Raw genomic sequence first — 26,168 nt, forward strand, 5'->3', positions numbered from 1 at the left:
GAACGAACCTGCTACAATAATTATAACAGCTCCATTATCTGGTTATGGTAATATCATTCCAACTTTTTACGACGCGGTCTATCAGCGTCTGTGCAATTTTCAGCGACATACCGGCTTCCGCCATTGCGATGGTAATATCGTGTACATCTACGGATTCCGGATCGACAATCATCTGTTGTCCGAGTTCCGCAGTCCGCTGCTGTTTTGCATTTACTTCGTCAAAGGCCTTGAGCAGGGTTTGCTCAAAGCTCATTGCTTTTTTATTTACTGCCGTATCGACTAAATCCGTATTAGAAACCATGCGGCTGCGGAAGTTATCGACGGCGATCGGCGCTATTGCCGGATTTTTCATAATAGCCGGAACCTTATACAAGGTTGCCGTATTGGTAATAGTCATAGGTGCCCCTTATCTCGTTAGCGTCCGATCTCGAGCGCACGCTGAAACATTTCTTTTGAACCCTGAACAACTGCCGCATTCGCTTCATACGAGCGGGATGCGGAGATCAGGTCAACCATTTCCGTTACGATATTCACATTCGGATATTCCACGTAGCCCGCTTTCGGCCCCGAAAGTATTGCATGGGGATGGTCGGGTTCATAGGAAAGCCGCGGTTCGGAGTTATCTTTTTCGATACCGGTTACGCGGACACCCGTTCCGACGCCTCTATCCATATCGGAAGAAACAAAGGGAAGCCGCCAATCGATGCCGTCATTTTTCTGCGCAAGAACGACGCGGCTGCGGCGGAAATAGCCCCCTTCCTGTGAACTGGTGGTGGAAGCATTGGCGATGTTATCGGAAATAACATCCGTCCGTAACCGTTCGGCGCTCATGCCGGTCGCCGCTATGTTGATACTGCTGAAGATACCCATTTACCGCTCCTTATTTTAACACCGACTGTACTTGGCTGTACTGAAAACCGGTCATCTGACTTAACAGCTGATACTGCATCTGAATCTTGAGGATAGTCATTGCTTCTTCTTCAGCATCTACGTTGTTGCCGTTTGCCTTTGCCGTCGTGGTATAGTCCAGCACACGGCGCGGAGAAACCGAACGATAGTCGATAACACCGTCCGACTTAATATGATTCGGATTGGTTACCGTTAACTGAAATTGACCGGCAGCCCGTTTTTCGGAATCGAGCGCATGTTTTAACTCCGTTTCAAAATTGACCGATGTCCGCTTGAAATCCGGTATCTCCGAGTTTGCAAGGTTATTTGCCGACACGGTATAGCGAAGGGCGTTTACATCAAGCGCACGGTGTAAAAGATCAACTGTCTTTTGAAAACTGTTTATGTGCATCTCAACTCCTCTTTATTTCTATTAAGCTATTCGTATACTCATATATCGGCATTATAAAAATTCCCTTGAGGAACGTTACAGAATATAACGGGATAAATCTTGATCCTGTACGATGTCCTTCAACCGTTCATCGACGTATGCACGGTCTATTTCGACGGTTTTTTCCGTCATGCCGCTTGCATTAAACGAGATATCCTCCAACAGCATTTCCATAATCGTGTGGAGGCGGCGGGCGCCGATGTTTTCCATTGTCGAGTTGACTTCCGCTGCGAGATTGCTCATGCGGTCGATTGCTTCATCCTTAAAGATGACGGTCAGCCCTTCGGTTTCGAGCAATGCTTTGTACTGTTTGGTCAATGCGTTCTTAGGTTCAAGCAAAATCCGCTTGAAGTCTTCCGCATGGAGCGATTCCAGTTCCACCCGCAGCGGGAAGCGTCCTTGAAATTCGGGAATAAGGTCACTCGGTTTTGAAATGCTGAAAGCCCCCGCCGCGATGAACAGGATGTGGCGGGTATCGACCACGCCGAACTTTGTGTTGACTTTGGAGCCTTCTACAATCGGCAGAATATCGCGCTGTACCCCTTCGCGGGATACGTCGATGCCGCTGCTTCGCTCGCTTTTGGAAGCAACTTTATCGATTTCGTCGATAAAGATAATGCCCATTTGCTCAACCCGCTCTTTGGCTTCCTCTACGATTTTATCGTGATCGACGAGCTTATCGAGCTGATCGTTCATAATGATCATGCGGGCTTCTTTTACGCTGGTCGTTTTACGTTTGTTTTTACCGGCGCCCATCAGCATACTGCTGATATTCGACATCGCGCTTTCGAGGTCTTCCATGCTGGAACCGCCGGCAAAGATTTCAAAACTCGGCATACCGGACTGCTGCACGGAAACTTCTACCATTTTATCTTCAAACTTGCCGTCCCGAAGCATCTTGCGGAATTTTTCCCTCGTTTCGTGCATATCGTCTTCGGCTTGTTCGCTGTCTTCTGTTGAATTGACTTCTATTCGGATTTCTTTGTTATTTTCAGTATCTGCATCATGTTCCGATCCGGCGATTAAAAGCGGCTTAGCGCTTTCTTTCCGATTCCGCTTCTTTTTGTTGGAACCCGGTAGTAAAAGGTCAAGGAGGATTTCTTCCGTGTTTTTTTCCGCCTGTGCTTTCAGCGTTTCCTGCATCTCGCTTTTTACCATAGAGTAACCGACAGCCATCAGGTCGCGGATCATCGATTCGACATCACGGCCGACATAGCCGACTTCGGTGTACTTTGTCGCCTCTACTTTGAGGAACGGCGCTCCCGAAAGTTTTGCAAGCCGCCGGGCAATTTCGGTTTTACCCACACCGGTCGGCCCGATCATCAGAATATTCTTAGGCGCAATTTCTTCGCGGATTTCTTCGCTCAATTTGAGCCGGCGTGTCCTGTTTCGCAAGGCAACAGCAACAGCCTTCTTTGCCTTTGTCTGCCCGATAATATATTTGTCCAGTTCCGCCACAATGTGCGGAGGGGTGAGTTCATCCAAGTTGATTGTCATTATATTTCCTCTATATGTACGTTTTCGTTGGTGTATACGCAAATCTGTCCGGCGATATTTAAGCTCTTTTCGGCAATTTCGCGGGCTGATAAGTCCGTGTTGCGGAGTAAGGCGAGCGCTGCGGCATACGCATAATTGCCGCCTGATCCGATAGCGAGTACATCTTCCTGCGGTTCAATAACATCCCCGTTTCCGGAAATCAGTAAAATGGTCTTTGCGTCCGCGACCAGCAGCAGTGCTTCAAGATTTTTCAGCATTTTGTTGGTGCGCCACTCTTTGGCAAGCTCGACCGCAGCGCGGGTAATGTCGCCTCCGTATTCCTTGAGCCGCCCTTCAAACTTTTCGAGCAGTGTAAAGGCATCTGCCGTTGCACCGGCAAAACCGGTCATCACTTTGCCGTCGTAAATCTTGCGGACCTTGCGGGCATTGCCTTTCATTACCGTTTGCCCCATCGTAACTTGTCCGTCGCCTGCCATCGCAACCTTTCCGTTCCGTCTGACGGCAATAACGGTTGTACTCCGCACCTTCATGTTTCCCATGTATAACCTCATTAGCAATATTAAAATACATTGATATCGCTTTTTATTATACCATAATGCGTTCCTTTTGAAAATATACGGCATATCTGCATTCAGGGGAAACGCATCAGGCCGTTTTTTTAACACCCCCGCGGAAAAATTGAGACTATTCGACCAGAACTGCCAAGGATGGCAGTGGTTTCATATAGTAGCGATGTTTTGGTACAACCAAAACTCGCCTTCAACTGATGTACATGGATGTACAACAGTTGAAGATGGTTCAAATGGTCTCACAGTCTCAATTTTTCCGCGATTTTTATCTATTTTGCCTGATGCGTTTCCCCCTTTGCTGGAAAAATGTGCGAAATTTTAAGCAAAATTTCGCACAGAAGGAAGGCAACCGCTGCAAATATTTTATAATGCGGTTGCCCTGTATCTGCATTGGCTCTTTTCAAAAGTGCTGGGCTGGATACGGCGCAGTCGATGTGCTGCATTGCTAAAAGGTTGATTTTATAGCCTATGCGATGTATTATTACCGTCAGTTTACATACGGTACATCAAACCGAGAGGAGTTATATATGAATATTTCACCTGAACTTTTAAAAAAGTTTGAAAGTGACTATCGTGCAGACCCGTCGAATACGATTATTGCAGGGGCTGTCGCCAAGAGTGGCATCGAGGACGCATCGTTTAACTATGATGTCCGCCGCCGCCACAATTTTTGTTTTTCTCACGAAACCGAGCGTGGAGAAATTACCAATCAAAAAAAGAGCGGACGCTGCTGGATGTTTGCTTCGCTAAATGCCGCCCGTGTAGAAATAATGAAAAAGCTCAACTTGGAAACCTTCGAGCTTTCCCAGAACTACACGTTGTTTTGGGATAAACTTGAAAAATCCAATTACTTTTTTGAAAGCATTTTGGAAACCCTTGACGAACCGCTTGAAGGACGGCTGCTCGCGCATTTGCTGGCCAATCCTATTCAGGACGGCGGGCAGTGGGATATGTTCTCCGGTATTCTGCAAAAATACGGCGCTGTGCCTAAGGATGTGATGCCCGAAACCTTCCATTCTTCCGATACGCGCTTTTTTGTTGCCGAATTAACCCATCGCCTCCGCAAATATGCGCAGCTGTTGCGGGACGGGCACAAGGCCGGCAAGTCTATCAAAGAGCTCCGTGCAGACAAAGAAACCTATCTTTCGCATGTATACAGCTTTTTGGTTAAGGCACTCGGCGAACCGCCGCGCGTATTCGACTTTGAATGCCGCGATAAGGATAAGAAGTTTCACAAAGCAGAGCAAATTACCCCGCAGCAATTCTTTAAGGAATATGTCGGCTGGGATTTAAACAATAAAATCAGCTTAATCAATGCGCCGACGGCGGATAAGCCTTACGGCAGAGCCTACACGGTAAAATTCCTCGGTACCGTGAAAGAAGCGGAGCCCATTCACTACATCAACGTACCGATCGACGTGCTCAAAACGGCGGCTATTGAATCGATTAAAGCCGGTAAACCAGTCTGGTTCGGCTGCGATATGGGGCCGTATATCTGCCGCCCCGAAGGCATTATGGATACCGAAGTATACCTCTACGATAAAACGCTTGGCGAACTGCCTGAATTCACAAAAGCGGAACGGCTCGATTACGGCGACAGCCTTCTTACCCACGCAATGGTGCTGACCGGCGTCGATCTGGATAAATCGGGAAAGCCGATTAAATGGCAGGTAGAAAATTCGTGGGGTGATGAATCAGGCAAAAAGGGAATGTTCTCGATGTCCGATGCGTGGTTCGATGAGTATACCTATCAGATTATGGTAGAAAAGACCTTTGTTGAACAAAAATGGCTTGACGCCTTAAAACAGCCGCTCGTACAGCTTGAGCCGTGGGATCCGATGGGAGCCTTGGCACGGATATAGGAAAACGGGTTATCAACTCAGATTTTACGACGATTTCTATTCCGAAGAAAACGGAATAGAAATCTGATGCGAGATGTAGAAAATTTGATGAATTTATCATATAATAGAGCATCTCTAAGAACTTGGGTAGATTTTTAGAGAATTGTATAGGAGACCATATATGCCTTATACAGTTTTAGAAAAAGAACTTGCAACGCTCCCTCATGCTGCAATAAGTGAGGTTGTTGATTTTATCCGCCTGATAAAATTGAAATTTCCTGAAGACGATGCTATTTCTGAAAAGAAGTCTCTTTTTGGCGTTTGGAAAAATGAACCTTTTTATATGTCTCCGGATTTTGATGACCCTCTCGAAGATTTTGCGGAGTATATGTAATGAAGTACTTGCTCGACACTCATACAATTCTTTGGTATTTATTTGGGAATGAGCGATTATCGAAAAGTACTAAAAATATCATTGAATCTAATGTTTGTTTTTACAGTTATGCTTCATTTTGGGAGATTTCAATAAAACAAAGTAAGAAAAAATTGGAATTTACTCATACTGTATATGAAATAGATGAGATGTGCAGACGAGCAGGATTTAGAAAACTTCCGATTACACTTGATGATTTCAACAGAATTCGAAATTTGCCGTTTCAAGATAATGTAAAACATAATGACCCATTTGATAGAATTTTAATCTCACAAGCACTTGAAAATGATTTAACAATCGTAACTACGGATGGAAATATTCCGTTATATAATGTAAAAACTATTTGGTAAAAGATAGAAAATCTCATCACCCGCTTCAAATCTGACATTTGTTTTGTTATGAACGTTTCTTAGATTGGTGCTTCGGTAAATCTGTCGCAGCAATGTATCAGTTATAGATACATTTCAATGAGATTAATAATTGTTTTTTTAGCCTCATCTTTTGACAAAATGCTATTCTGCGGAAATAATACAGATGGATCAATTCCCATTGCCGTACATAATTTTAACAGTGTATTTAAGGTGGGGGGGGCGTTTACCCGTTTCGATGTAGGTAATCATATTCTTCGATACACCCGATTAAAGAGCAAATAATCCCAACTTTCTTTTAAAAAATATAATACTTACTAACTATTTTAAATGCTTTGGTATGAAAGTTGTTTGCTAATACGTACATATCCATTTACACAGTTTTCCTGACAGGCTCTAGAAATTTATGCAGGAACATTACGGAAAATAACTGTTGTATTGCCGCTGGTCAGTACAACTTGCCAAAACCCTATTTGCATTTTTCAAAACTTGCAAATAGGGCATTTCATATCAATTTTTCCTCTTGGTGAAATCAGAAGTCCATAATGGAAAGCTCAAACTTAAATCAATTCAAAATACGCTGCCGGTGTAAAGATGAGTAGTTTATCAATTTTTATATCTTCAAAATCCTTATCACCTGTGATTAAAATATCCGAATCGGATAAAATTGCAGATACAAGAACCGGTAAATCTTTTATATCTCGAATTTCCGGATATTTCTTTTCATCAATTTTTTCGGGAGTCTTAAATTCTTCAAACCTGATTCCATTAAAAAAAATATTCAACTGTTCTTTTTTTAATGGAAATTTCTTTTCAAAAACTTCTTTACATTCGTCTTTTATGTATGAAGCAATTATTACCGTGTGCTTTTCAATTAAATGAGAAAAAACTTTAGCAACTTTAGCATTGGGAAAAAGTATCGCAGAAATAATGATATTGGTATCTACGAAAACTCTCAACGTGTTTTCCTTAATTCTTTGATGTATGCAACAACATCATCTTCCGTTTGAAAGCCTTCTTTTTCTGCCTCTCCTCGCATTTGAGTTTGAATATTTGACAAAGTTATTTGAGAAGCATTTGCAATATACACTTTTCCTTTGCTTTCTTCAAAAAAAACTTTATCACCGCTTTTTAACCCAAGCATATCTCGTATTACAAGAGGAATAGTGATCTGCCCTTTCGATGTTACTTTTGCCAGTTCCATAAAACATCTCCTTACTTTCCTTACTTGTACTATATACTAACGGAGGAAATGCTGTCAAGGGACTGTTCAGCGGAAGGGCGGAGGCGGATATCCCCTATCAGGTGCTATACATCCGTGTACAGCACCTGATAACGAGTTTGACGAGATGTCAAACTCGTTGCTGAGCAGAACCACGTCCATCCGTGGACGTTTTGCAGAAAAAGAACAGCAGGAAGGCTTTGTAGTGGAGCGGAAAAACCTGCCTCCGATGATGCAGGAGCGGGAAAAAGATTGGAGCCGGAGACCGGTTTTTGCGTAAGCAAAAAGCCGCCCAAATATTGACATAACAACACAAAAAATTGAAACTACACAGATAAATAGATGTGCGTTTTAGTGAAAGAGGGGCATTTCTAAAGATTAAAGTTTTAGGGGTTCCAGATAACGCCTTTTATAGACAAGGAGTATGAGGTATGTATACACCGGTTGATCCTAAGGTGGATTTTCCGAAACAGGAAGAAGCGGTTTTGCGCTTTTGGGAAGATCACGATGTTTTTAAGAAGTCAGTTGCGCAGCGTGAGGGGGCTGATGAGTACGTGTTTTTTGACGGCCCGCCCTTTGCAACGGGGCTGCCGCATTTTGGGCATTTTGTGCCGAGTACGATTAAGGATATTATTCCGCGTTATCAGACGATGAAAGGAAAGAAGGTTGAGCGGCGGTTTGGATGGGACTGTCATGGGTTGCCGGTAGAAAACTTGATCGAAAAAGAGCTGGGGCTGAACTCGAAGACCGACATTGAAAAGTACGGTATTGCCAAGTTTAATGAGGCGTGCCGGGCGAGTGTGCTGCGGTACGTGAAGGAGTGGCGGCATACGATTAATCGGCTGGGGCGCTGGGTTGATTTTGATAACGACTATAAGACGATGGAACCGGCGTATATGGAGTCGATCTGGTGGGTGATGAAGCAGCTGTGGGAGAAGGGGCTGTTGTATGAGGGGCACTATATTCTGCCGTACTGCCCGCGCTGTTCCACGGTGCTTTCCAATCATGAACTGAATCTCGGCGGTTATAAGGATGTACACGATCCTGCGATTACCATCCGCTTTAAGGTGCGGTACACCGTTGCGGGAACTCCTGCAGCGAAAACCTTTGCTGCCGTGGCGCTTCCGCCGAACACCTATCTTTTGGCGTGGACGACCACCCCGTGGACACTGCCGAGCAACCTGGGGCTTGCACTCGGCGCGGATATCGACTACGTGCTGGTTGCCGATGAAGGGGAGCACTATATTCTTGCGGAATCCCGCTTAGCTGCGTACTACCGTGAACCGGAAAAATGCACCATTGTATGGAAGAAAAAAGGCGCAGAGCTGCAAGGTATTTGCTATGAGCCGCTCTTCCCGTATTTTGCGAATTTGACCGTAAAAGAGGACGGCAGTTCCGATGATGCAGGACGGGGTGCGTTCCAGACTTTAATCGGCGACTTTGTTTCGACGGAAGACGGTACGGGTATTGTCCATACGGCGCCGGGCTTTGGTGAAGAGGATAGCACGCTATTCAAGGGCAGCGGAATACCGATGATCTGCCCTGTTGATGCCGAATGTAAGTTTACAGCGGAGGTTCCGGACTATCAGGGACGCTTTGTAAAAGATACTGATAAAGATATTATGGAGCGGCTGAAGGCTGAGCGGAAACTGGTGAAACGGGATCAAATCCTGCACGCCTATCCGCACTGCTGGCGCTGTTCAAGCCCGCTCATTTACCGTGCAGTGAGCAGCTGGTTTGTTTCGGTGGAAAAGGTAAAGGACGCGATGCTGCGGGCAAACAGCAAAATCAACTGGCAGCCTGCTCATATCAAAGAAGGACGCTTTGGTAAATGGCTTGAAGGCGCCCGCGACTGGGCAATCAGCCGGAACCGGTACTGGGGAAATCCGCTGCCGATTTGGAAGTGTTCCAATCCCGACTGCGGACACTCCCTCTGTGTGGAAAGTCGCGATGAACTGAAAGCATTGAGCGGTGTTTATCCTGAAGACTTGCATAAGCACTTTGTTGACAAGATTACCATACCGTGTAAGCAGTGCGGCAAAACGATGTACCGTGTTCCGGAAGTGCTGGACTGCTGGTTTGAGTCCGGTGCGATGCCCTATGCGCAAGTGCACTATCCCTTTGAGAATAAAAAATACTTTGAAGAGCACTTCCCCGCTCATTTTATTTCCGAAGGGCTGGATCAAACCCGCGGCTGGTTCTATACGCTGACTGTCTTGGCGGCTGCGTTGTTTGACCGCCCCGCCTTTGAAAACTGTATTGTCAATGGGCTGGTATTGGCAACCGACGGGAAAAAGATGTCTAAGTCGCTGCGGAACTATACCGATCCCAATGAGGTTGTCCGGCAATTCGGGGCGGATGCGCTGCGCTTGTTCCTGATGCACTCAAACGTGGTCAAGGCGGAGGATTTGAAATACTCCGATGACGGTGTGCGCGATATTCTGAAAGGTATTTTAATCCCGCTGTGGAACAGCTACAGCTTCTACGTTACGTATGCGAACATCGACGGTGTTACGCCGCCTGCCCATGCGAAACTCGACGGCACGGATGCCCACATCGCCGCCTTTGTGAAAGAGCTGAACAATCCGCTTGATCGCTGGATTCTCTCCGTAACTGAAAAGCTTGTGTTTGATGTAACGGCGGCGTTGGACGATTACGACCTTACGAAGGCGATTGACCCGATTGTTGCGTATATCGATCAGCTGAACAACTGGTATATCCGCCGCTCCCGCCGCCGCTTCTGGAAGAGCGAAAACGACGGCGATAAGGCGCAAGCCTACGAGACTCTGTACCGCGCGCTCAAGAAGTTTGCACTGGTCGCGGCTCCGGTCGTGCCGTTTATTACCGAATCGATTTGGCAAAACTTGAGAACAGCGGATGATCCCCTTTCCGTACACTTGGCGGATTATCCCGTCTATGCGGAAGCGGCGCGGGATACCGAGCTTGAGTTTAAGATGGAGACGGTGCAAAAAGCCGTGTCGATGGGACGGGCACTCCGGTATCAGTTCAATTTGAAAATCCGCCAGCCGCTCAAGGCTGTGGAAATTGTTACGAAAAACCAGCAGGAGAAGTCGGTCTTACGTGAAATGGAAAGCAGCATTATGGAAGAGCTGAACGTGAAAGAGGTGATTTTCCACGACAAAGAAGATGAGCTGGTTGAGTATTCCGCAAAGGCGAATTTTAAGGTGCTGGGAAAAGAGCTCGGTGCAAAGATGAAAACCGCAGCGGCTCAGATTGAAAAACTCTCTTCCGCGGAGATCGAAAGCCTCTTTGACGGTGCAACCTTGAGCATTGATGTTGAGGGGCAGGCTGTTGAGCTGACTTCCGGCAAGGTGATCCTGAACCGCATTGAAAAGGCGAACCTCAAGGTGCTGAACGAAGGGACGTTGACGGTTGCTCTTAATACGCAGGTAACCGAGGAGTTGCTGCTGGAAGGCTATATCCGCGACCTCGTCCGCGCGGTGCAAAACTTGCGGAAGGAGTCCGGGCTTGAAGTAACCGACCGGATTACGCTTTCTGTTTCCGGCACCGATACGGACGGAAAGCGCCTCTTGCAGAAAGCGTTCGAGGCAAACAAGGACTACCTGATGAATGAGACCTTGGCTGTCGAGGCGGCCTTTGGCGTGCAGCTGCCTGCAGGAAAGACTGCTGCTGAGCTTGACATGGGCGACGGGCTTTGCTGGCACATCGCGCTGGAGAAGGCGGCTGGAGTGTAGGAGAGGTAGAGCCTCTGAAATTGCAGAGTATGAAAAGAAGTGTACGGAAAACGCTATTGATAATAGCGCTGATATTAAACATAGGTCTCATTCCGCTGCAAGCGCAAGCGACGACGGTCTTTACCTCATTTTATAGTGCGTGTGCAATTGCAATAATAGGCGGTGCTGACGGACCGACTTCTATTTATATTGGGCAAGGCGAGCTTCTATCGCTTATTTTCCGAGCAATCATGGTGTGCATACATATTTATACGATCGGTATCCTCATCATGGCGCTTAAAGAATGAACATCACGTGGTGGGGGAAAGGGCTTGCCCTTTCCCCCACCTGAATACGACGGAAAAAGAGACTGCTGAAATGATATCGGCAGTCTCTTTTTTTGTGGTGCTATACACTTTTAATCGTTTTCCTGCGTATCGCTTTTTTCTAATTTTTTTTCAACACGGCTCATAAAATGAGTAAGCGACACATCGGCGGATGCACTTTCAAAAGAGTATGTAGAAAATGAAGTTATAAAGCAGTATATAGATGACCCTAAGTATACGATTATTCTATCTCTGATGAACTCATATTGCCTGTGAAAAAAATTCATGAACTTTTTAGTACAAAGTATTATGAGAAATCCGATTTTAGGGAATCAACCTTTGATGGTATTTTAACTGGTCTCAATGGACTAGAAGCAGATGATTCAGTAAAAAAGAGAATAAAACCGCTTTACAGTAAAGATATGCTTTGCTATTTAGTGGCTGATAGTGTGGGTTTTGATAATCCAGATGCAAAATCAAGTTTGCTTGTTGCTGGTAGGTACAATGGAAACGGTTGTTATATTCATAAAACCAACTATTTAGAAAAGCTCCCAATGTTTGCAGCTAGCCGTTACATTACCTACAACCGTGAATGGACTGAACGTGCGAGAATTATGAAATCAGCAGATAAAGCGGAAATATTTTTTTATGATGCGAAAAATGGAAAATTGAATACTTTTACGAATATGACTCAAATGGTGATATGACATATTTTCATAGCACGATTGGTGGTGAACCATATTTAAATTACCATGCAGAATATGAAAATCATAAATTAGTTCATAGATATAGTCAGGCAGTACTTGGTGAACATCATGAATGGTGGACATATACAGATGACTTTAGAAAATGTACTTATAAAAATTCTCTAAAAGATGGAACTACATATTACGAATATGATTCCCATATTAGAAAATCCACAATATTCTGATGATTTCAAATTGACAGTATGTCCTCGTACGTATTATAGTGGGCTGGGATGGCGAAAAAACAACTAACTTTTGCGTCTTCCTCAAGGTTGAATCATTCAAGATAAGGGGAATTACATGCAAAAGCTTTACTTTTCTAAAATATTCGGAGTCGGCTGTATTATTGCGGCACTTATACTGGCAAGCAGCTGCGTATCACGTTCTGTTGAGTATGATATACGAGCATTCGGTGCTGTTGGATCGGACGCCGATGTGTATATAGTTGCTCCGGTTATCGGGAACGAACCGCTTTTAAAAGCTCTGTTTACCGCTTTTGTGCCGGAGAGAACCGCTCTGCAGTACTTAAACCGGACATCGGTACTGTATATCGGTGCAGACTACGGGGCGCCGCCATCGGTAACCGTTGTTTCGAGCGGTTCTTATCCTGTCAGTTTGGGAGATTTGCTGTTTTCTAAAAAAGACGGTTGGGAAAAACGCCGCTCGGCAGCACTGAACAATCGTACCTATTATTCTTCTGCGGTTGCTGATATAGTGGTTCAGGAAAAAATAGCCTTTATGTGCTTAGGCGGCAATCAACGAAATTCGGCAGCGTTTTTGCAGCGGATAGCCGAGCCTCAGCCCCCGATATTTCCGCCCCGATTTCAAGCGCTGAGTGAAGCCGGTAGGGTAGGTGAAATCGGCTTATATGCCCGTTCGGGAGGCTCCGTAGTATCCGCTTTGTTAGGCTTAGAGGATATTGAGCTGCCGATACGGTCGATAGAGCTTTATCTGAAAAGAGATATCAACTCAATGTATCGTTGTTCTGCAGTATTTGAAGCAATAGACGCTCGCGCAGCTCTTGTTGTCCGGCTGCTTCTGAGTCATGGTCTGAATGGAGCTTTTTCCGTTCAAGACTCTTCTATTTTTGTAGAAAATGCCGATATTACAGAAACAGAGCTCATTACAATGCTACAGGGTATAACTTCGGCTGCTAACATTGCGCAGCCTCGTTAACCGTCAAGTTTTCTACTGAAAGCTTACTTATTGTACGCCATTTCTCATTTTATTCCGAAATGGCATAATGCATCAGTTCTCGAGAATTGATATTCTCTCAACCGTTGCATTTTAAGGACGGTATAACTTCGGCTGCTCATAGAGCGTTTTAATTACTTGATTGATCTGTGGAGGGCTTATGCCTACGTATGACTATATGTGCGATTCTTGCGGAGCTTCTTTCGAGGTACAGCATAAAATGACCGATACGCCTGCTGTAGTTTGTCCGCAATGCGGAGCATCTGCTCATCAAGTATTCTCGGCTGGTTTTGGATTAAATTTTACCGGTAAAGGCTTTTATCAAACCGATACGCAAAAAGCATCTGTATCTGCAGATGCGAAGAAGGCTGATGTGCAAGGTTCCTCTTCGCAAGGGAAAGACAAAACGGCTCATTCGTGCAGTAGAGGCTGCGGATGCTCAGGCGGCTGTTCGTGTTCAAGCTAAGTATATGAATAAACAACCTAAGTTTTTTTGTGAAAATTGTAATGCAGAAGTTCGTCGTGATGCAGTGATCTGTCCTCATTGCGGTCGTTTTTTTGCCTCCGTGCGGTGTCCCAGTTGCGGATTTACCGGAACACATAAAGAGTTTAAAGACGGATGTCCCTCATGCGGCTATGCGTTCACTCCTGATCAGCAAGAGAACAAAAAAGATAATACAAAAAAACGAAAAAAAAAGAAATTCCGTATTGTGCAATACGTCGGACATGAAGCCGATGCCCGCACCGACGCCGACCCCTTACCTTTATGGGTATACGGGGTAGTCCTTTTACTTTGTGCGGTTCTTGCGGCAATTTTCTTCCTCGTTTAAGTTATTTATTTCGAACAACAACATCGATGCTATTCTAATACCCTGAAGATACGGTAAATTTTTGCTTGACTGTTAGCAATTTCGGTTCTATACTTATAGATAATATAAGTGAGGTAAAATGAGTATAGCTAAAGTTTTTAGTTCCATTTTTACCATAATATAATTGTTTGCTGAAACTTATTGTGGAGGAGTTTTATGAGCAAAGAAACCTTAAACCCGTTAGCGAATGCACAGGCACAAGTAAAAAAAGCATGCGATGCTTTGGGTACGGATCCCGCGGTATATGAATTATTGAAGGAACCGCAACGGATAATTGAAATTTCCATTCCGGTAAAGATGGATAACGGTTCTATCAAGGTATTTAAGGGATATAGATCTGCACATAACGATGCGGTCGGTCCCTACAAGGGCGGAATCCGATTCCATCAAAATGTTAATGCAGATGAAGTTAAAGCTCTGTCAATGTGGATGAGTATTAAGTGCCAAGTAACAGGTATCCCGTATGGTGGATCAAAGGGCGGCATCACGGTTGATCCTTCGGAACTTTCTCAGCGCGAGCTTGAGCAGCTTTCACGCGGCTGGGTACGCGGTATGTATAAGTATTTGGGCGAAAAAGTAGACGTACCTGCTCCGGACGTCAATACCAACGGCCAGATCATGGCATGGATGCAGGATGAATACAATAAACTCACTGGGGAGCAGACCATCGGTGTATTTACCGGTAAGCCGCTCACCTACGGCGGTTCCAAGGGAAGAAACGAAGCAACCGGTTTCGGTGTTGCCGTTATTATGCGTGAAGCATGCAAAGCAATCGGTATGGATTTAAAGAAAGCAACCGTTGCCGTTCAGGGTTTCGGAAACGTTGGAAAGTTCACCGTTAAGAACATCATTAAGTTGGGCGGAAAAGTTGTTGCAGTTGCAGAATTCGATAAGAAAGAAGGCACCTATGCGACCTATAAAGAAAGCGGTTTTACCTTTGAAGAATTGAACGATGCAAAGACAAAAGACGGCAGCTTGCTCCACGTACCCGGTGCGAAGAAAATCTCTCTCGATGACTTCTGGGCATTGAATGTCGATGTTATCAGCCCCTGCGCAATGGAAAACGCGATTAAAGAGCACGAAGCCAACCTGATCAAAGCAAAATTGATTTGTGAAGGTGCAAACGGCCCCATCACGTTGGAAGCGGACGATATCCTTTACAAGAAAGGTATCCTCGTTACTCCCGATATTCTGACTAATGCCGGCGGTGTTACGGTTTCTTACTTTGAATGGGTACAGAACCTCTACGGCTACTACTGGACTGAAAAAGAAGTTGAAGAGAAAGAAGAGCGTGCAATGGTCGATGCATTCAACCCGATTTGGGCATTGAAGCAAGAAAAGAACGTTTCGTTCCGCCAAGCAACCTACATGAAATCCATCAAGAGAATTGATGAAGCGATGAAGGTAAGAGGCTGGTATTAATCCCGAACTTCCTATCTGCCTGAAAATATACGAGAACCTCTAAAGACTTTCATTTTTAGAGGTTCCTATACGGTTAGATAAAAGGGTTAATCTGCAAGGCGTATCGGTTCCTTAAAAAGAAGCCGATACGCCTTTTTTTATGCTAAACATCCCCTCCGTCGAGGTCAAGCTCTCCGTTGAAGGTTGTTTCCGAAGCGGGCGGCGCGATGTCTTCTTCATCCTCGCGTGCAACCACATCCAACCCGATGAGCTGGTCGGGGCTTTCGATATCGAGAATTTTAACACCCTGCGCGGCGCGTCCCATCACATTAATAGAAGAAACCTGCACGCGGATGGTCTTTCCCTGTCCGGTGATGCAGACAATTTCGTCATCGTCAGCGACGGCAAGCAATCCGACCACTTCGCCGGTTTTTTCGGTAATGGTGTACACCTTTTGCCCGCCTGTACCGCGCCCATGCGGAGAAAACTCGGAAAAATCAACCCGCTTGCCGTAGCCGTTCTCGCTCATCACGAGGAGCTTACCGCCGTTAATCCGAAGCGCGCCGGTCAGCTCATCCCCGCCGGACAACCGAATACCGATTACCCCATGCGAAGCGCGGCCTTGGTCGCGTATTTCGGTTTCGGAAACGCGGAGCGCCTGTCCGTGCCGGGTTACCAGCATCAGCTCATCTTTACCGGTGGTAAGGATCGCACTTACGAGCTTGTCCCCTTCATCGAGCTTAATGGCGATAATACCGCGCGTTTTGGCATTCTGGAAGCTGTCGGTCTGTACCTTCTTCACAATGCCGCCTGCCGTCGCCATCAGTAGGTATGTGTCGCTACTAAACTCTTTTAAGGATACAATCGTAGTAATTTCCTCGTCGGAAGATACGGCGAGCAGCGACTTGATATGAGAACCGCGGCTTGTACGGCTCGCTTCGGGGATTTCGTGTACCTTAACCCAGTATGCCTTCCCCTCATTAGTGATAAACATGATGTAGTCGTGCGTGGAAGCAGTGAAAATCTGGTCGATAAAGTCATCTTCAACCAAGGCTGCCGAATTGGAACCCTTGCCGCCGCGGTTCTGCCGCTTGTAGGCGGTAACCGGCACCCGCTTGATGTAGCCGAGGTTGGAAACCAACACTACCATCTGCTCTTTTTTGATGAGGTCTTCGATGTTGATCTCTTCCACCTCATCGCTGACAATATCGGTACGGCGGTCATCGCCGAATTTCTCTGCAAGTTCATCGGTTTCCTGCTTAATCAGCGCAAGAATCTTTTCAGGATGCGCCAAGAGGTCTTTCAGGTGTTCGATCAGCAGTTCAAGCTCCTGTAATTCCTTGCGGAGGTCTTCAATTTCGAGGCTGGTGAGGCGCTTGAGCTGCATATCAACGATGGCCTGCGCCTGTATGTCGTCAAACGAGAACCGCTCCATCAATGCATTCTTGGCGCTTGCCGTATCGCGGGAGCCGCGGATAATCTTGATCACCTCATCGATGTTGTCGATGGCGACGATAAGGGCGCGTAAAATATGAGCTCGTTCTTCAGCTTTTTTCAGGTCGAAACGGACGCGGCGGGTAACAACCTCCTGCCGGTGTGCCACAAAGTAGCCGACCAGCTGTTTGAGCGTCAGTGTTTGCGGTCGCCCATCCACCAATGCAAGATTGATAACGCCAAAGGAGGACTGCAACGCTGTCTTGGAAAAGAGCTGGTTCAGCACAACCTTTGCGATTGCTCCCCGCTTCAACTCGATAACCAGCCGTAAGCCGGCGCGGTCTGAGGTTTCATCGTTGACGGCTGCAATCCCTTCTATCACTTTTTCACGGGCAAGTTCACCGATTTTAGCAACGAGCGCCGTGGTGTTTACCTGATAAGGCACTTCGGTAAAGATAATCGTTTCCTTGCCTTTTTTATCAACTTCGATATTGAACCTACCGCGGACTAAAATCTTCCCGCGTCCGGTTTTAAACGCCTGCCGGATGCCCTTTTTGCCGAAGATAATGCCGCCGGTCGGAAAGTCCGGCCCTTTGATGTATTTGGCAAGCTCATCAATGGTAATGTCGGGATTGTCGATATAGGCGGATACCGCTTGAGCAATTTCGCGTAGGTTGTGCGGCGGCATATTGGTTGCCATACCGACGGCAATACCGCTTGAACCATTCGCCAATAAGAACGGAAATTTACCCGGCAGAACGGTCGGCTCCTGCGTAGAATCATCAAAGTTCGGAATAAAATCAACGGTATCTTTTTTGATATCCTCTACCATCGACTCCGCAAGCCGCGCCATCTTTGCTTCCGTATAACGGTAGGCTGCAGGCGGGTCGCCGCCGATGGTACCGAAGTTTCCTTGCGGATGGATTACCGGATACCGGAGTGAAAAATCCTGCCCCAAACGGACAAGTGCATCATATACGGAGGCATCGCCATGCGGATGGTAACTTCCCAGCACATCACCGACAATCTTCGCGCATTTGCGCGTCGGCCCCGAATAGCGCAAGTTCTTCTCCTCCATTGAATAGAGGATTCTGCGGTGTACCGGCTTCAAGCCATCCCGCACATCAGGCAGCGCACGGCTCACAATAACCGACATCGAATAGTCTATATATGCACGTTTTACTTCAGTTTCAATCGGAATGGGGATTAACACCCCGCCTTCCGGCGTTTTTATCTCTTCCACGTTTTATGCTCCATTACACATCGAGATTTGCGTACACCGCATTTTCTTCGATAAACTTGCGGCGCGGCTCTACTTCTTCGCCCATCAGTGTGCTGAAAATCCGGTCAGCCTCTACCGCATCGGGCAGGGTCACCCGCATCATCTTACGGCGGGCGGGATCCATCGTTGTCTCCCAGAGCTGCGTGCCGTCCATTTCACCCAAACCCTTGTACCGCTGTACTGCAGGGTTCACATTCCGCCCAATCTCATTCAAAATACTGTCCCGTTCGCTGTCGTCATACACGTACCATTCTTTTTTATTATAGGAAATTTTATACAACGGCGGCATTGCGAGATACACATAGCCGTGTTCAATCAGTTCCGGCATATAGCGGAAAAAGAAGGTGAGTAAGAGCGTGCGGATATGGGAACCGTCCACATCGGCATCAGCCATAATGATAATCTTGTGGTAGCGGATTTTATCAAGGTTAAAGTCTTCACCGATGCCGGTACCAAGTGTTGCGATAATCGGCTGGAGTTTCTCATTACTGAGTACCTTGTCGAGCCGGGTCTTCTCGACGTTCAGCATCTTTCCCCAGAGCGGTAAAATTGCCTGCGTCTTGCTGTCGCGTCCCTTCTTTGCGGAACCGCCAGCTGAATCACCTTCTACAATGTAAACCTCACATTTTTCCGGGTCTTTGGAAGAACAGTCGGCAAGTTTCCCCGGCAGTCCGAAGCTGTCCAGCCCGCTTTTCCGGCGAGTTGCTTCTTTTGCCTTGCGCGCTGCGATACGGGCGGTTGCTTCTCCTACTGCTTTTTCGAGGATTTTATCGATTTCGGTCGGGTTTTGCTCAAAAAAGAGGGTGAGTTTTTCGTTGATAAAGGTGTCAACGATGCTGCGCACATCGCTGTTGCCGAGCTTGGTTTTCGTCTGTCCTTCAAACTGAGGTTCGGGAACTTTGACCGATAGTACCGCCGTTAAACCGGCGCGCACGTCTTCACCCATCAGCTTTTCTTCTTTTTCCATCTTTTTAGAAAGCTTGGCGTTTTTTTTCAAGAATTCATTCATCACGCGGGTGAGCGCCGTTTTAAAGCCTTCGAGATGGGTACCGCCCTCCCGTGTGTTAATATCGTTGACAAAGGAAAGGATGTTTTCTTTATAGCCGTCGTTGTACTGCATTGCAAGTTCAACAATGACATCGTTTTTTTCACCGTCAAAATAGATCGGTTCTTTGGGCAGCACCTGCTTACTTTCGTTCAAGTAGCGCACAAAGTGAGAAAGCCCGCCGTCAAAGGCAAAGGTTACTTCTTTGGGTGTGGAAAGCCGCTCGTCGCGTAGTGTGATGCTGATGGTATTATTCAAAAAGGCGAGTTCGCGCAACCGGACTGCCAGTACATCAAAGTTATAGGTGGTCGTTTCGGTAAAAATAGTCGGGTCGGCAGTCCAGCGGATGGTAGTGCCGCGCTTTTGCGTTTCTCCCCGTTTGGTAACTGGGCCGAGCGGTTCGCCGCGTGCAAATTTTTGCACATATTCAAAGCCGTCCCTGCAAACAATCGCTTCCATATTGGTAGAAAGCGCATTGACGACAGACACACCGACACCGTGCAAACCGCCGGAAACTTTGTACGAACCCTTGTCGAATTTACCGCCTGCATGGAGCCGTGTCAAAACCAACTCCAGCGCGCTCACACCCTCTTCGGGGTGAATATCGACAGGAATACCGCGTCCATTATCCTCTACCCTGACGGTATCGTTTTTTTCCAATACGACCAAAATGGTATCGCAATAGCCCGCCATCGCTTCGTCGATACAGTTGTCGACAACTTCGTATACCAAATGATGCAGCCCGTCAGGACCGGTAGAGCCGATATACATTCCGGGGCGTTTGCGGACGGCGTCCAGCCCCTTTAAAACCGTAATATTTTCCGCTGAATATGAAGGCGTTGTCATGCATTGTCCTTAGAGAATAAAATGAAGGGAATATAAAATGATGATAATGATAGAAGTTCCCGTTCTTTATGAAAATCGAGCTATCATACTATAATCGGCCGAAAAAGTAAAGGAGGCGTAAAATGAGTGTTTATCCTTCCGTATAAAATGAACTATGTAAAATTTTGCATACAAGCAAGGAGTATAATCTTGACACTGTAAAGATTATAAGCTATTATCTTGTCAGTGTAAAGATTGAGAGGAGATTATGAGTACGTCGAATTTGCCTTACCACCGCAAGGATCTAAAAAATCTATTGATTGAAAAAGGAATCGAAATTGTTAACGCCGATGGCTTACAATCTTTTTCGCTGAGAAAAGCGGCAGCTGCCTGTAAAGTCAGTCATGCTGCTCCGTACAGCCATTTTCACAACAAGGAAGAATTGTTGAGCGCAATGCAGCTGCATATCACCGAGCGTTTTTCGCAAATACTCGAGGCGGCTATCGTCGAAAATAAAAATCCTGCCGCATTATTAAAAGATATAGGTATAGCCTATGTTTCTTTTTTTATTGATAATCCCTCTTATTTTCAATTTTTGTATGCCAACTCCGATATCAAGGTGGATTTAACTTTATCGATACCGGATGGGGAAAATTACACCCCCTTTATTCTGTATAAAAATAGCGTTCTTTCATTGCTCGATCAAAGTACGGTTTCGAAAGAAAAGCAAAACGATATTCTCATAACGACATGGGCTTTTATACACGGACTGACGGCATTGGCAACAATGAAAAATGTCCGCTACGACAAAAATTGGAAAGAAAAAATCACCGATTTTATGGATTTGCTTGAACCGTCTTTTTTAAACTCACCGTGCGCGGGATAGTAATGGGATATGATATGAATGGAATTTATTTTAGTGGAACAGGCAATACAAAATACTGCATGGAAGTATTGACAAAAGCAACGGGAGGCAAGGCTTTCAGCATCGAAACAAGAGGCGCTCTTGAAGTCTTACGCATATCGGATGAAATTGCGATCGGCTACCCCATTTATTTCAGCGACATTCCGCGTATTGTAAAAATGTTTATTGTAGAACATGCCGATATGTTTTACAGAAAGCGCGTTTTCGTTATTGCGACGATGGGGCTTTTTAGCGGAGACGGCGTGGGACTTGCGGCGCGGCTGCTTCAAAAATACGGCGCCGTTGTTACAGGAGGTTTGCACATACGAATGCCGGACTGTATTGCCGATGTAAAGCTTTTGAAAAAAACGCTTGAAGAAAATAGAACTCTCATATTGGTGGCAGAAAAAAAAATTGAACAAACGGCAGATGGTATAAAGCGGGGCATCTATCCCAAAGACGGCTTGTCCCTTTTGCATCACATTGCAGGTTTATTCGGACAACGCCTGTGGTTTAAACGGCATGCAAAAAAACTGACTGAGCAGCTTAAAATCCGAACGGATCGCTGCATCGGCTGCGGAATATGTGCGGCACATTGTCCCTCAAAATCATTGCATATCGAAAACAATAAAGCCGTATTTTGTCCCGGAAACTGCACGATATGTTATCGATGTATCAACAACTGTCCTACAAAGGCGATCACACTGATAGGTACGGACGTATTCGAACAGTGCCGCTTTGAAAATTATGGAGAGGAGAAAACAACATGAAAAAGATAAATACGAAAAAAACATGTGCCGTATTTTTCTGTCTGATGTGTCTTTGGTCAGCGTATGCCCAAACAACGCAGAGCGAAGTGCACTACGATGTTGAAATCGTCGTTACCGGTATACAAGAACATTCGGGGGCGATTGTGATAAGTATTCATGATTCAGCGGAAAGTTTTAACAAACGGCTCCCGTATCAAACTGCCGAACTGGCTGTAACCGGAGAACAAGCGGTGTATCATATACAGCTAAAGGCCGGCGAGTATGCTTTTTGCGTGTATCACGATGTCAACAACGACGGAAAACTCAATACAAATGCGATAGGCATACCAAAAGAACCGTACGGCTTCAGTAACTATAATGGAAAAGGATTTCCCGGCAACTTCAAAAAACACAAGGTGTTAATAGGCGAGGCAATGACGATAACAATCCCTTTGACCAAACTGTAAACAGGGCAAACGCATCAGGTTGTTTTTTAACGACTCCGCGGAAAAATTGAGACTATTCGACCAGAGTTGAACCTCTGCGCGGTTCAAATGGTCTCACAGTCTCAATTTTTCCGCGGTTCTTATTTACGCTACCTGATGCGTTTGTCCGCTTGTTGAAAAAAATGCGCAAAATTTTGGATAAAATTTTGCGCAGAAGGACGGCGTATCTCCCTTACAATATTGATAATGCAGAATTTTTGAAACTATAAAGGCACAATCTTGACAAAACGCTGTCTTTTGCGATAAGTTATATCGTTATGTCCTGCCGTACGCGGCTTTCATCTTGATGAAGTACGGTAAGCATGATCCGGTAAACGCTGATAATCCAATGCGGTTTTGGGCGTTTGCCATGCTCTTTTTTATCGTTCCCTAATAAAAGAGACTACTGTAACACCGCTGCGGTGTTCTTATTAGATTTACGAGGTGAAAAATGGCAACGAGACAGCCGAAAGGTAAATTGGTCCGCCGGTTCGGATCAAATATTTTTGGAAATCCTAAGTACAGTAAGTTATTGGATAGAAAACCGAATGCGCCCGGAAAGGAACGCGGCGCTAAACAACGCGGAAAGCTCTCCGTTTACGGTGAACAGTTAAAAGAAAAACAGAAATTCCGCTTTGCTTATGGGATGTCCGAACGTCAGTTCAGCAATCTGTTCCAAAAGGCATTGAAGATGTCCGGTGTTACCGGTGATAATATGCTCTCCTTAATGGAACAGCGGTTGGATAATACCATTTATCGCATGGGATTTGCAGTAAGCCGTGCGCAGGCGCGTCAGATGGTTTCTCACGCTTATTTCTTACTGAACGGTAAACCGGCAAATATCCCGTCCATGCGGGTTAAAGTCGGTGATGTCATTACGACAAAAGACAAGAAAGGCTTCCAAAATCTTATCCGGCACAACTTAAGCACCGTACAAGGTTCAAAGGGAGGGTGGCTTTCCGTTAATGATGAAAACTTATCTGCAACGGTAACGGCACTTCCTACTCCCGCCGATATTCAACCGGTTGGAAATATCCAGTACGTCGTCGAATTCTATTCTCGGTAGTATAGAACTACTTTAAAAAATTCAACATCTACAAAAGGCTTCCTAATATATGCCGTATGTGCATAAGAAGGAAGCCTTTTTATTTATATTTTAGGTCGTGCAATATTATGTTTACTCCGTATTTCAGTAAGATGTGATTATGATACCAATTTTTGCCTATTTTGATGGTGAGAACTTGACAAAATCAATATCTTGTTTAAGATCTATCTAATACATCAAAAGAGTGATGTTAAACCTAAAGAGGAGGAATCTATGTCTTTATGGGATATTGTAACCGATGCGGGGCTTTTAGGAGCACTGCTGCTCATCGGTCAATTTTTAAGAGCTAAAGTTAAGTTTTTTCAGTCTATACTGATGCCGGCTTCATTGATCGGCGGTTTTATCGGTTTGGCGCTCGGACCGAGCGGTTTTCATATATTGCCGTTCTCAGCTCAATTAACAAAGTATGCAGGGGTGCTTATCGCGGTTGTGTTTGCTGCTACTCCTATTGGAGATAAGCCTATCTCCAAAAAGGATATAAAGGGGGTAGGCGGTTTCTTCTATCAAAATACGGGAATCCTTATGCTGCAATATGCAGCCGGAATGGTCTTAGCACTGGGTATCCTCAATAAGATTTGGCCCAGTCTAAACGATGGTTTTGGTTTGCTGATGGCAACCGGATTTTACGGCGGACACGGAACTGCCGCTGCTGTTGGCGCGATTTATAAAGAGCATGGGTATCCGGAATTTTTCGATTTGGCAAACGTCTCTGCAACTGTCGGATTAGTTGGTGGTATTGTGCTCGGTATGGTTCTTATCAACTGGGGAACACGGAAAGGTTATACGAATTATGTTGAATCACCGAAGCAGCTTCCAGAACATATCCGTACTGGTCTTATTCCTGAAAGTCAGCAAAAAAGTGCTGGAAAAATCACTATTTCGAATATGTCCTTGGATCCCCTTGCATTCCATATTGCAATCATCATGATTGCTACGATGTTGGGTAAATGGTTCTCAGTTATGGTCAAGAGCCAAGTGAGCTGGCTCTCCATTCCGGAATTTGTTTCTGCATTGATCTTCGGTTATGTCATGCAATTCTTTTTAAAGAGAACCGGTGCTACAAAGTATGTTGATAGATACACCGTACAAAGAATAAGCAGTACTGCAACGGATTTATTGGTTATATCCGCAATTGTCGGCTTAAAACTCAATGTTATTGCAGCAAATTTTGGGCCGCTTTTAATCAGCTTTGCCTTTGGTCTTATCCTCAATATCGCGTGGTTCATCTATGTCGGTAAATATAGTTCTTCTAAAGATTGGTTTGAACGGGCTATTATGAATTACGGCCGCGCAAATGGTGTTATTGCAACGGGTGTCTTGCTCAGTAGAGTTGTTGACCCTGATCAAAAATCGCGAGGTTTGGAAGATACCGGTATAACAGACTTGCTTAATAGACCGATTGCAATTGCTTTACAAGCATTACCCCCTATTTTTATTGCAATGGGCGGGTCGTATCCGATGTATACAACATTAGTTATGTGCGCAGGTTTTATAGTGTTAACCATTGTAGCCTTAGCATTTAAGTGGTGGACACCTGGAAAGATGCAGTATTCAAAAGAATAGGTGAAAACTAGAATGAATTACGATATAATGCATTTTGAAGCTCTTGGTAAGGAAGCAGAGTTTTTAAAGAATATAACAGAAGAACTGCAAAAGAAAGGTGCATTGCCTACTTCTTTTACCTCTTTGATTACCCCGTTGACTATTCAAGAGTACCTGAAAGAAAATACAGTTGATTTACCCGATATAATTACGACAAAAACACATTCAAAGTTGCCGGATACGTATGTTAATAACGGAATTAAAAAAAGCGTTATTACACGAAGTGCGGGGTATGATCATTTTGAACATTTGCAATACAAGATTAACTTAGCAAGTTTAAGAGAGTATTGTATCGATGCCGTTGCACAAACTGCAATAAAATTTCTTTATTGTACAGCTGGCAATTTGAATGAATATTCGTATAATACGAAGGTTTTTGAACGAAAAAATACCAAATCTTTTATGGAGTTGGGAAAAAACAGGATTGCTACCGTGTACGGTGTTGGGAAGATTGGTAAGCGAGTTTATGAAGATCTGGAAGCGAACGGTTTAACTGTTCAAGCTGTTGATATTCGCGAAAATGAGTTGAAACAACTACCGGAATACAAAGATTGCTGTTTTACAGATCGGGACACCGCTATTGCAAATTCCGATATACTGATCAATGTGATGAATTTAACAAAAGACAAAAATAGCAGGTTTTATAATGAAGGATATTTCGATGAAAAATATCTTTTAAAGGCAAAAAAACCGTTGATTTTTATCAATGTTACAAGAGGAGAAATTGCTCCCGAAGCAACGTTACTGAAGCTATATCGAGAAGGTAAGATTACCGGTATCGCAGCGGACGTGTTCAGCCAAGAGTCTGAGTTAACGGATTACTTGCGAGCAGATGATTTTACAGGGTGCCGTAATGAAAATATTCTGGCAGCTAAGGAAATTATCGATGAATCGTTGTCAAGGAAATCGAATTTCTATGTCCAGCCCCATCAAGGGTTTAATTCAGATATAGCAGCAAAGACTAAAGCTGCCGAAGCAATGAATCATGTCGTATTCTGGTTGAATAACGGTAAAACTCACTTTAAAGAGCAATTGCCGTATTATAAATAGTAATTTTATTTTTTAATAATGTGAGCGTCCTGTGCAGTATATTTCCTGCGCAGGAAACTGCACTGCCTGACGCTGCTTTAAGATTAAACCTGTTCGGAAACTTCCGTTTCGGAACAGGTTACTTTGAAATGCGATGTTCTAAATAAATCGTGCTATTTAGAACTCGGCGATCTGTTCAACAACGCAG

At 45.1% G+C, this 26,168-nt stretch carries 26 protein-coding genes; 17 read left to right on the forward strand and 9 right to left on the reverse strand.

What is annotated here, in order from left to right; genetic code table 11:
* Nucleotides 1–34: 34 nt before the first annotated feature.
* The 5 genes from fliE to hslV form a co-directional block, all read right to left on the reverse strand.
* Nucleotides 35–397 carry a flagellar hook-basal body complex protein FliE gene (gene fliE / locus E4N65_RS03385; RefSeq protein WP_253674034.1) on the reverse strand — a complete coding sequence of 121 codons (363 nt, stop codon included), beginning with the start codon at nt 395–397 and terminating at the stop codon, nt 35–37.
* A gap of 17 nt (nt 398–414) precedes the next feature.
* Nucleotides 415–870, reverse strand: coding sequence for a flagellar basal body rod protein FlgC (flgC, locus tag E4N65_RS03390; protein WP_016524168.1), 456 nt, complete (start codon nt 868–870; stop codon nt 415–417).
* A 10-nt stretch (nt 871–880) separates the two neighbouring features.
* Nucleotides 881–1,300 carry a flagellar basal body rod protein FlgB gene (gene flgB / locus E4N65_RS03395; RefSeq protein ID WP_044013177.1) on the reverse strand — a complete coding sequence of 140 codons (420 nt, stop codon included), beginning with the start codon at nt 1,298–1,300 and terminating at the stop codon, nt 881–883.
* A gap of 75 nt (nt 1,301–1,375) precedes the next feature.
* Nucleotides 1,376–2,836 (reverse strand): ATP-dependent protease ATPase subunit HslU, encoded by a 1,461-nt coding sequence (gene hslU, locus E4N65_RS03400; RefSeq protein WP_253674035.1) that lies wholly within the window; start codon nt 2,834–2,836, stop codon nt 1,376–1,378.
* Complete coding sequence (gene hslV, locus E4N65_RS03405) at nt 2,836–3,375, reverse strand: ATP-dependent protease subunit HslV (RefSeq protein ID WP_253674036.1); 540 nt, start codon at nt 3,373–3,375, stop codon at nt 2,836–2,838. Before hslV ends, hslU begins: the two co-directional genes overlap by 1 nt.
* Nucleotides 3,376–3,932: 557 nt before the next feature.
* Between hslV and E4N65_RS03410 the strand changes: the two genes are divergently transcribed.
* From E4N65_RS03410 to E4N65_RS03420, 3 genes are all read left to right on the forward strand, one after another.
* Entirely contained in the window at nt 3,933–5,267 is a 1,335-nt protein-coding gene (locus E4N65_RS03410; RefSeq protein WP_044013171.1) for a C1 family peptidase, read from the forward strand.
* Nucleotides 5,268–5,427: 160 nt separating this feature from the next.
* Nucleotides 5,428–5,640, forward strand: coding sequence for a DUF2281 domain-containing protein (locus tag E4N65_RS03415; protein WP_253674037.1), 213 nt, complete (start codon nt 5,428–5,430; stop codon nt 5,638–5,640).
* Nucleotides 5,640–6,029, forward strand: a complete 390-nt coding sequence (locus tag E4N65_RS03420; RefSeq protein WP_253674038.1) for a type II toxin-antitoxin system VapC family toxin — start codon at nt 5,640–5,642, stop codon at nt 6,027–6,029. Before E4N65_RS03415 ends, E4N65_RS03420 begins: the two co-directional genes overlap by 1 nt.
* A gap of 578 nt (nt 6,030–6,607) precedes the next feature.
* Here E4N65_RS03420 and E4N65_RS03425 read toward each other — a convergent pair.
* Nucleotides 6,608–7,006 (reverse strand): putative toxin-antitoxin system toxin component, PIN family, encoded by a 399-nt coding sequence (locus E4N65_RS03425; RefSeq protein WP_253674039.1) that lies wholly within the window; start codon nt 7,004–7,006, stop codon nt 6,608–6,610.
* On the reverse strand, nt 7,003–7,251 hold the full coding sequence (locus E4N65_RS03430) for an AbrB/MazE/SpoVT family DNA-binding domain-containing protein (RefSeq protein ID WP_044013163.1): 249 nt from the start codon (nt 7,249–7,251) through the stop codon (nt 7,003–7,005). The genes E4N65_RS03425 and E4N65_RS03430 overlap by 4 nt, the downstream gene beginning before the upstream one ends.
* A gap of 145 nt (nt 7,252–7,396) precedes the next feature.
* On the opposite strand from E4N65_RS03430, the gene E4N65_RS03435 reads away from it, so the two are divergent.
* The 8 genes from E4N65_RS03435 (at nt 7,397) to E4N65_RS03470 (ending at nt 15,521) form a co-directional block, all read left to right on the forward strand.
* Entirely contained in the window at nt 7,397–7,549 is a 153-nt protein-coding gene (locus tag E4N65_RS03435) for a hypothetical protein (RefSeq protein ID WP_253674040.1), read from the forward strand.
* Between the two features lie 151 nt (nt 7,550–7,700).
* The gene (ileS, locus tag E4N65_RS03440; protein WP_253674041.1) at nt 7,701–10,985 is read left to right on the forward strand and encodes an isoleucine--tRNA ligase; all 3,285 of its coding nucleotides are present in this window, start codon (nt 7,701–7,703) and stop codon (nt 10,983–10,985) included.
* Between the two features lie 29 nt (nt 10,986–11,014).
* Nucleotides 11,015–11,272 carry a hypothetical protein gene (locus tag E4N65_RS03445; RefSeq protein ID WP_044013158.1) on the forward strand — a complete coding sequence of 86 codons (258 nt, stop codon included), beginning with the start codon at nt 11,015–11,017 and terminating at the stop codon, nt 11,270–11,272.
* Between the two features lie 290 nt (nt 11,273–11,562).
* Entirely contained in the window at nt 11,563–11,997 is a 435-nt protein-coding gene (locus E4N65_RS03450) for a hypothetical protein (protein ID WP_144389639.1), read from the forward strand.
* A 339-nt stretch (nt 11,998–12,336) separates the two neighbouring features.
* Nucleotides 12,337–13,212 carry a hypothetical protein gene (locus E4N65_RS03455; RefSeq protein ID WP_044013154.1) on the forward strand — a complete coding sequence of 292 codons (876 nt, stop codon included), beginning with the start codon at nt 12,337–12,339 and terminating at the stop codon, nt 13,210–13,212.
* A gap of 178 nt (nt 13,213–13,390) precedes the next feature.
* Nucleotides 13,391–13,696 (forward strand): FmdB family zinc ribbon protein, encoded by a 306-nt coding sequence (locus E4N65_RS03460; protein ID WP_044013152.1) that lies wholly within the window; start codon nt 13,391–13,393, stop codon nt 13,694–13,696.
* A gap of 4 nt (nt 13,697–13,700) precedes the next feature.
* Entirely contained in the window at nt 13,701–14,060 is a 360-nt protein-coding gene (locus tag E4N65_RS03465; protein ID WP_253674043.1) for a double zinc ribbon domain-containing protein, read from the forward strand.
* 195 nt (nt 14,061–14,255) lie between these two features.
* The gene (locus E4N65_RS03470) at nt 14,256–15,521 is read left to right on the forward strand and encodes a Glu/Leu/Phe/Val family dehydrogenase (protein ID WP_044013150.1); all 1,266 of its coding nucleotides are present in this window, start codon (nt 14,256–14,258) and stop codon (nt 15,519–15,521) included.
* Between the two features lie 142 nt (nt 15,522–15,663).
* On the opposite strand, the gene gyrA is transcribed toward E4N65_RS03470, so the two are convergent.
* Together gyrA and gyrB are read right to left on the reverse strand one after the other, a co-directional pair.
* Nucleotides 15,664–18,177 (reverse strand): DNA topoisomerase (ATP-hydrolyzing) subunit A, encoded by a 2,514-nt coding sequence (gene gyrA, locus E4N65_RS03475; RefSeq protein WP_253674044.1) that lies wholly within the window; start codon nt 18,175–18,177, stop codon nt 15,664–15,666.
* 13 nt (nt 18,178–18,190) lie between these two features.
* Nucleotides 18,191–20,107, reverse strand: coding sequence for a DNA topoisomerase (ATP-hydrolyzing) subunit B (gene gyrB, locus E4N65_RS03480; protein ID WP_253674045.1), 1,917 nt, complete (start codon nt 20,105–20,107; stop codon nt 18,191–18,193).
* A 247-nt stretch (nt 20,108–20,354) separates the two neighbouring features.
* On the opposite strand from gyrB, the gene E4N65_RS03485 reads away from it, so the two are divergent.
* The 6 genes from E4N65_RS03485 (at nt 20,355) to E4N65_RS03510 (ending at nt 25,981) form a co-directional block, all read left to right on the forward strand.
* Entirely contained in the window at nt 20,355–20,972 is a 618-nt protein-coding gene (locus E4N65_RS03485; protein WP_253674046.1) for a TetR/AcrR family transcriptional regulator, read from the forward strand.
* 14 nt (nt 20,973–20,986) lie between these two features.
* Entirely contained in the window at nt 20,987–21,760 is a 774-nt protein-coding gene (locus tag E4N65_RS03490) for an EFR1 family ferrodoxin (RefSeq protein WP_253674047.1), read from the forward strand.
* On the forward strand, nt 21,757–22,206 hold the full coding sequence (locus E4N65_RS03495) for a DUF2141 domain-containing protein (protein ID WP_253674048.1): 450 nt from the start codon (nt 21,757–21,759) through the stop codon (nt 22,204–22,206). Before E4N65_RS03490 ends, E4N65_RS03495 begins: the two co-directional genes overlap by 4 nt.
* Before the next feature lie 469 nt (nt 22,207–22,675).
* On the forward strand, nt 22,676–23,290 hold the full coding sequence (gene rpsD, locus E4N65_RS03500; protein WP_253674049.1) for a 30S ribosomal protein S4: 615 nt from the start codon (nt 22,676–22,678) through the stop codon (nt 23,288–23,290).
* 252 nt (nt 23,291–23,542) lie between these two features.
* Nucleotides 23,543–24,892, forward strand: a complete 1,350-nt coding sequence (locus tag E4N65_RS03505; RefSeq protein WP_044013135.1) for a sodium/glutamate symporter — start codon at nt 23,543–23,545, stop codon at nt 24,890–24,892.
* Between the two features lie 12 nt (nt 24,893–24,904).
* Entirely contained in the window at nt 24,905–25,981 is a 1,077-nt protein-coding gene (locus E4N65_RS03510; protein ID WP_044013133.1) for an NAD(P)-dependent oxidoreductase, read from the forward strand.
* The last annotated feature ends 187 nt before the right edge of the window (nt 25,982–26,168 follow it).

This window comes from Treponema sp. OMZ 855, from assembly GCF_024181145.1.
Lineage (GTDB): Bacteria > Spirochaetota > Spirochaetia > Treponematales > Treponemataceae > Treponema.

What these genes read in the sequence shown, in the direction of transcription:
- E4N65_RS03460 (WP_044013152.1), top strand. Translation starts at nt 13,391, where the DNA reads ATGCCTACGTATGACTATATGTGCGATTCTTGCGGAGCTTCTTTCGAG.
- rpsD (WP_253674049.1), top strand. Translation starts at nt 22,676, where the DNA reads ATGGCAACGAGACAGCCGAAAGGTAAATTGGTCCGCCGGTTCGGATCA.
- E4N65_RS03455 (WP_044013154.1), top strand. Translation starts at nt 12,337, where the DNA reads ATGCAAAAGCTTTACTTTTCTAAAATATTCGGAGTCGGCTGTATTATT.
- E4N65_RS03430 (WP_044013163.1), bottom strand. Translation starts at nt 7,251, where the DNA reads ATGGAACTGGCAAAAGTAACATCGAAAGGGCAGATCACTATTCCTCTT.
- flgB (WP_044013177.1), bottom strand. Translation starts at nt 1,300, where the DNA reads ATGCACATAAACAGTTTTCAAAAGACAGTTGATCTTTTACACCGTGCG.
- hslV (WP_253674036.1), bottom strand. Translation starts at nt 3,375, where the DNA reads ATGGGAAACATGAAGGTGCGGAGTACAACCGTTATTGCCGTCAGACGG.
- hslU (WP_253674035.1), bottom strand. Translation starts at nt 2,836, where the DNA reads ATGACAATCAACTTGGATGAACTCACCCCTCCGCACATTGTGGCGGAA.
- E4N65_RS03420 (WP_253674038.1), top strand. Translation starts at nt 5,640, where the DNA reads ATGAAGTACTTGCTCGACACTCATACAATTCTTTGGTATTTATTTGGG.
- ileS (WP_253674041.1), top strand. Translation starts at nt 7,701, where the DNA reads ATGTATACACCGGTTGATCCTAAGGTGGATTTTCCGAAACAGGAAGAA.
- E4N65_RS03505 (WP_044013135.1), top strand. Translation starts at nt 23,543, where the DNA reads ATGTCTTTATGGGATATTGTAACCGATGCGGGGCTTTTAGGAGCACTG.
- E4N65_RS03415 (WP_253674037.1), top strand. Translation starts at nt 5,428, where the DNA reads ATGCCTTATACAGTTTTAGAAAAAGAACTTGCAACGCTCCCTCATGCT.
- E4N65_RS03470 (WP_044013150.1), top strand. Translation starts at nt 14,256, where the DNA reads ATGAGCAAAGAAACCTTAAACCCGTTAGCGAATGCACAGGCACAAGTA.
- E4N65_RS03435 (WP_253674040.1), top strand. Translation starts at nt 7,397, where the DNA reads ATGTCAAACTCGTTGCTGAGCAGAACCACGTCCATCCGTGGACGTTTT.
- E4N65_RS03490 (WP_253674047.1), top strand. Translation starts at nt 20,987, where the DNA reads ATGAATGGAATTTATTTTAGTGGAACAGGCAATACAAAATACTGCATG.
- flgC (WP_016524168.1), bottom strand. Translation starts at nt 870, where the DNA reads ATGGGTATCTTCAGCAGTATCAACATAGCGGCGACCGGCATGAGCGCC.
- E4N65_RS03445 (WP_044013158.1), top strand. Translation starts at nt 11,015, where the DNA reads ATGAAAAGAAGTGTACGGAAAACGCTATTGATAATAGCGCTGATATTA.
- E4N65_RS03485 (WP_253674046.1), top strand. Translation starts at nt 20,355, where the DNA reads ATGAGTACGTCGAATTTGCCTTACCACCGCAAGGATCTAAAAAATCTA.
- gyrB (WP_253674045.1), bottom strand. Translation starts at nt 20,107, where the DNA reads ATGACAACGCCTTCATATTCAGCGGAAAATATTACGGTTTTAAAGGGG.
- E4N65_RS03410 (WP_044013171.1), top strand. Translation starts at nt 3,933, where the DNA reads ATGAATATTTCACCTGAACTTTTAAAAAAGTTTGAAAGTGACTATCGT.
- E4N65_RS03510 (WP_044013133.1), top strand. Translation starts at nt 24,905, where the DNA reads ATGAATTACGATATAATGCATTTTGAAGCTCTTGGTAAGGAAGCAGAG.
- E4N65_RS03495 (WP_253674048.1), top strand. Translation starts at nt 21,757, where the DNA reads ATGAAAAAGATAAATACGAAAAAAACATGTGCCGTATTTTTCTGTCTG.
- fliE (WP_253674034.1), bottom strand. Translation starts at nt 397, where the DNA reads ATGACTATTACCAATACGGCAACCTTGTATAAGGTTCCGGCTATTATG.
- E4N65_RS03465 (WP_253674043.1), top strand. Translation starts at nt 13,701, where the DNA reads ATGAATAAACAACCTAAGTTTTTTTGTGAAAATTGTAATGCAGAAGTT.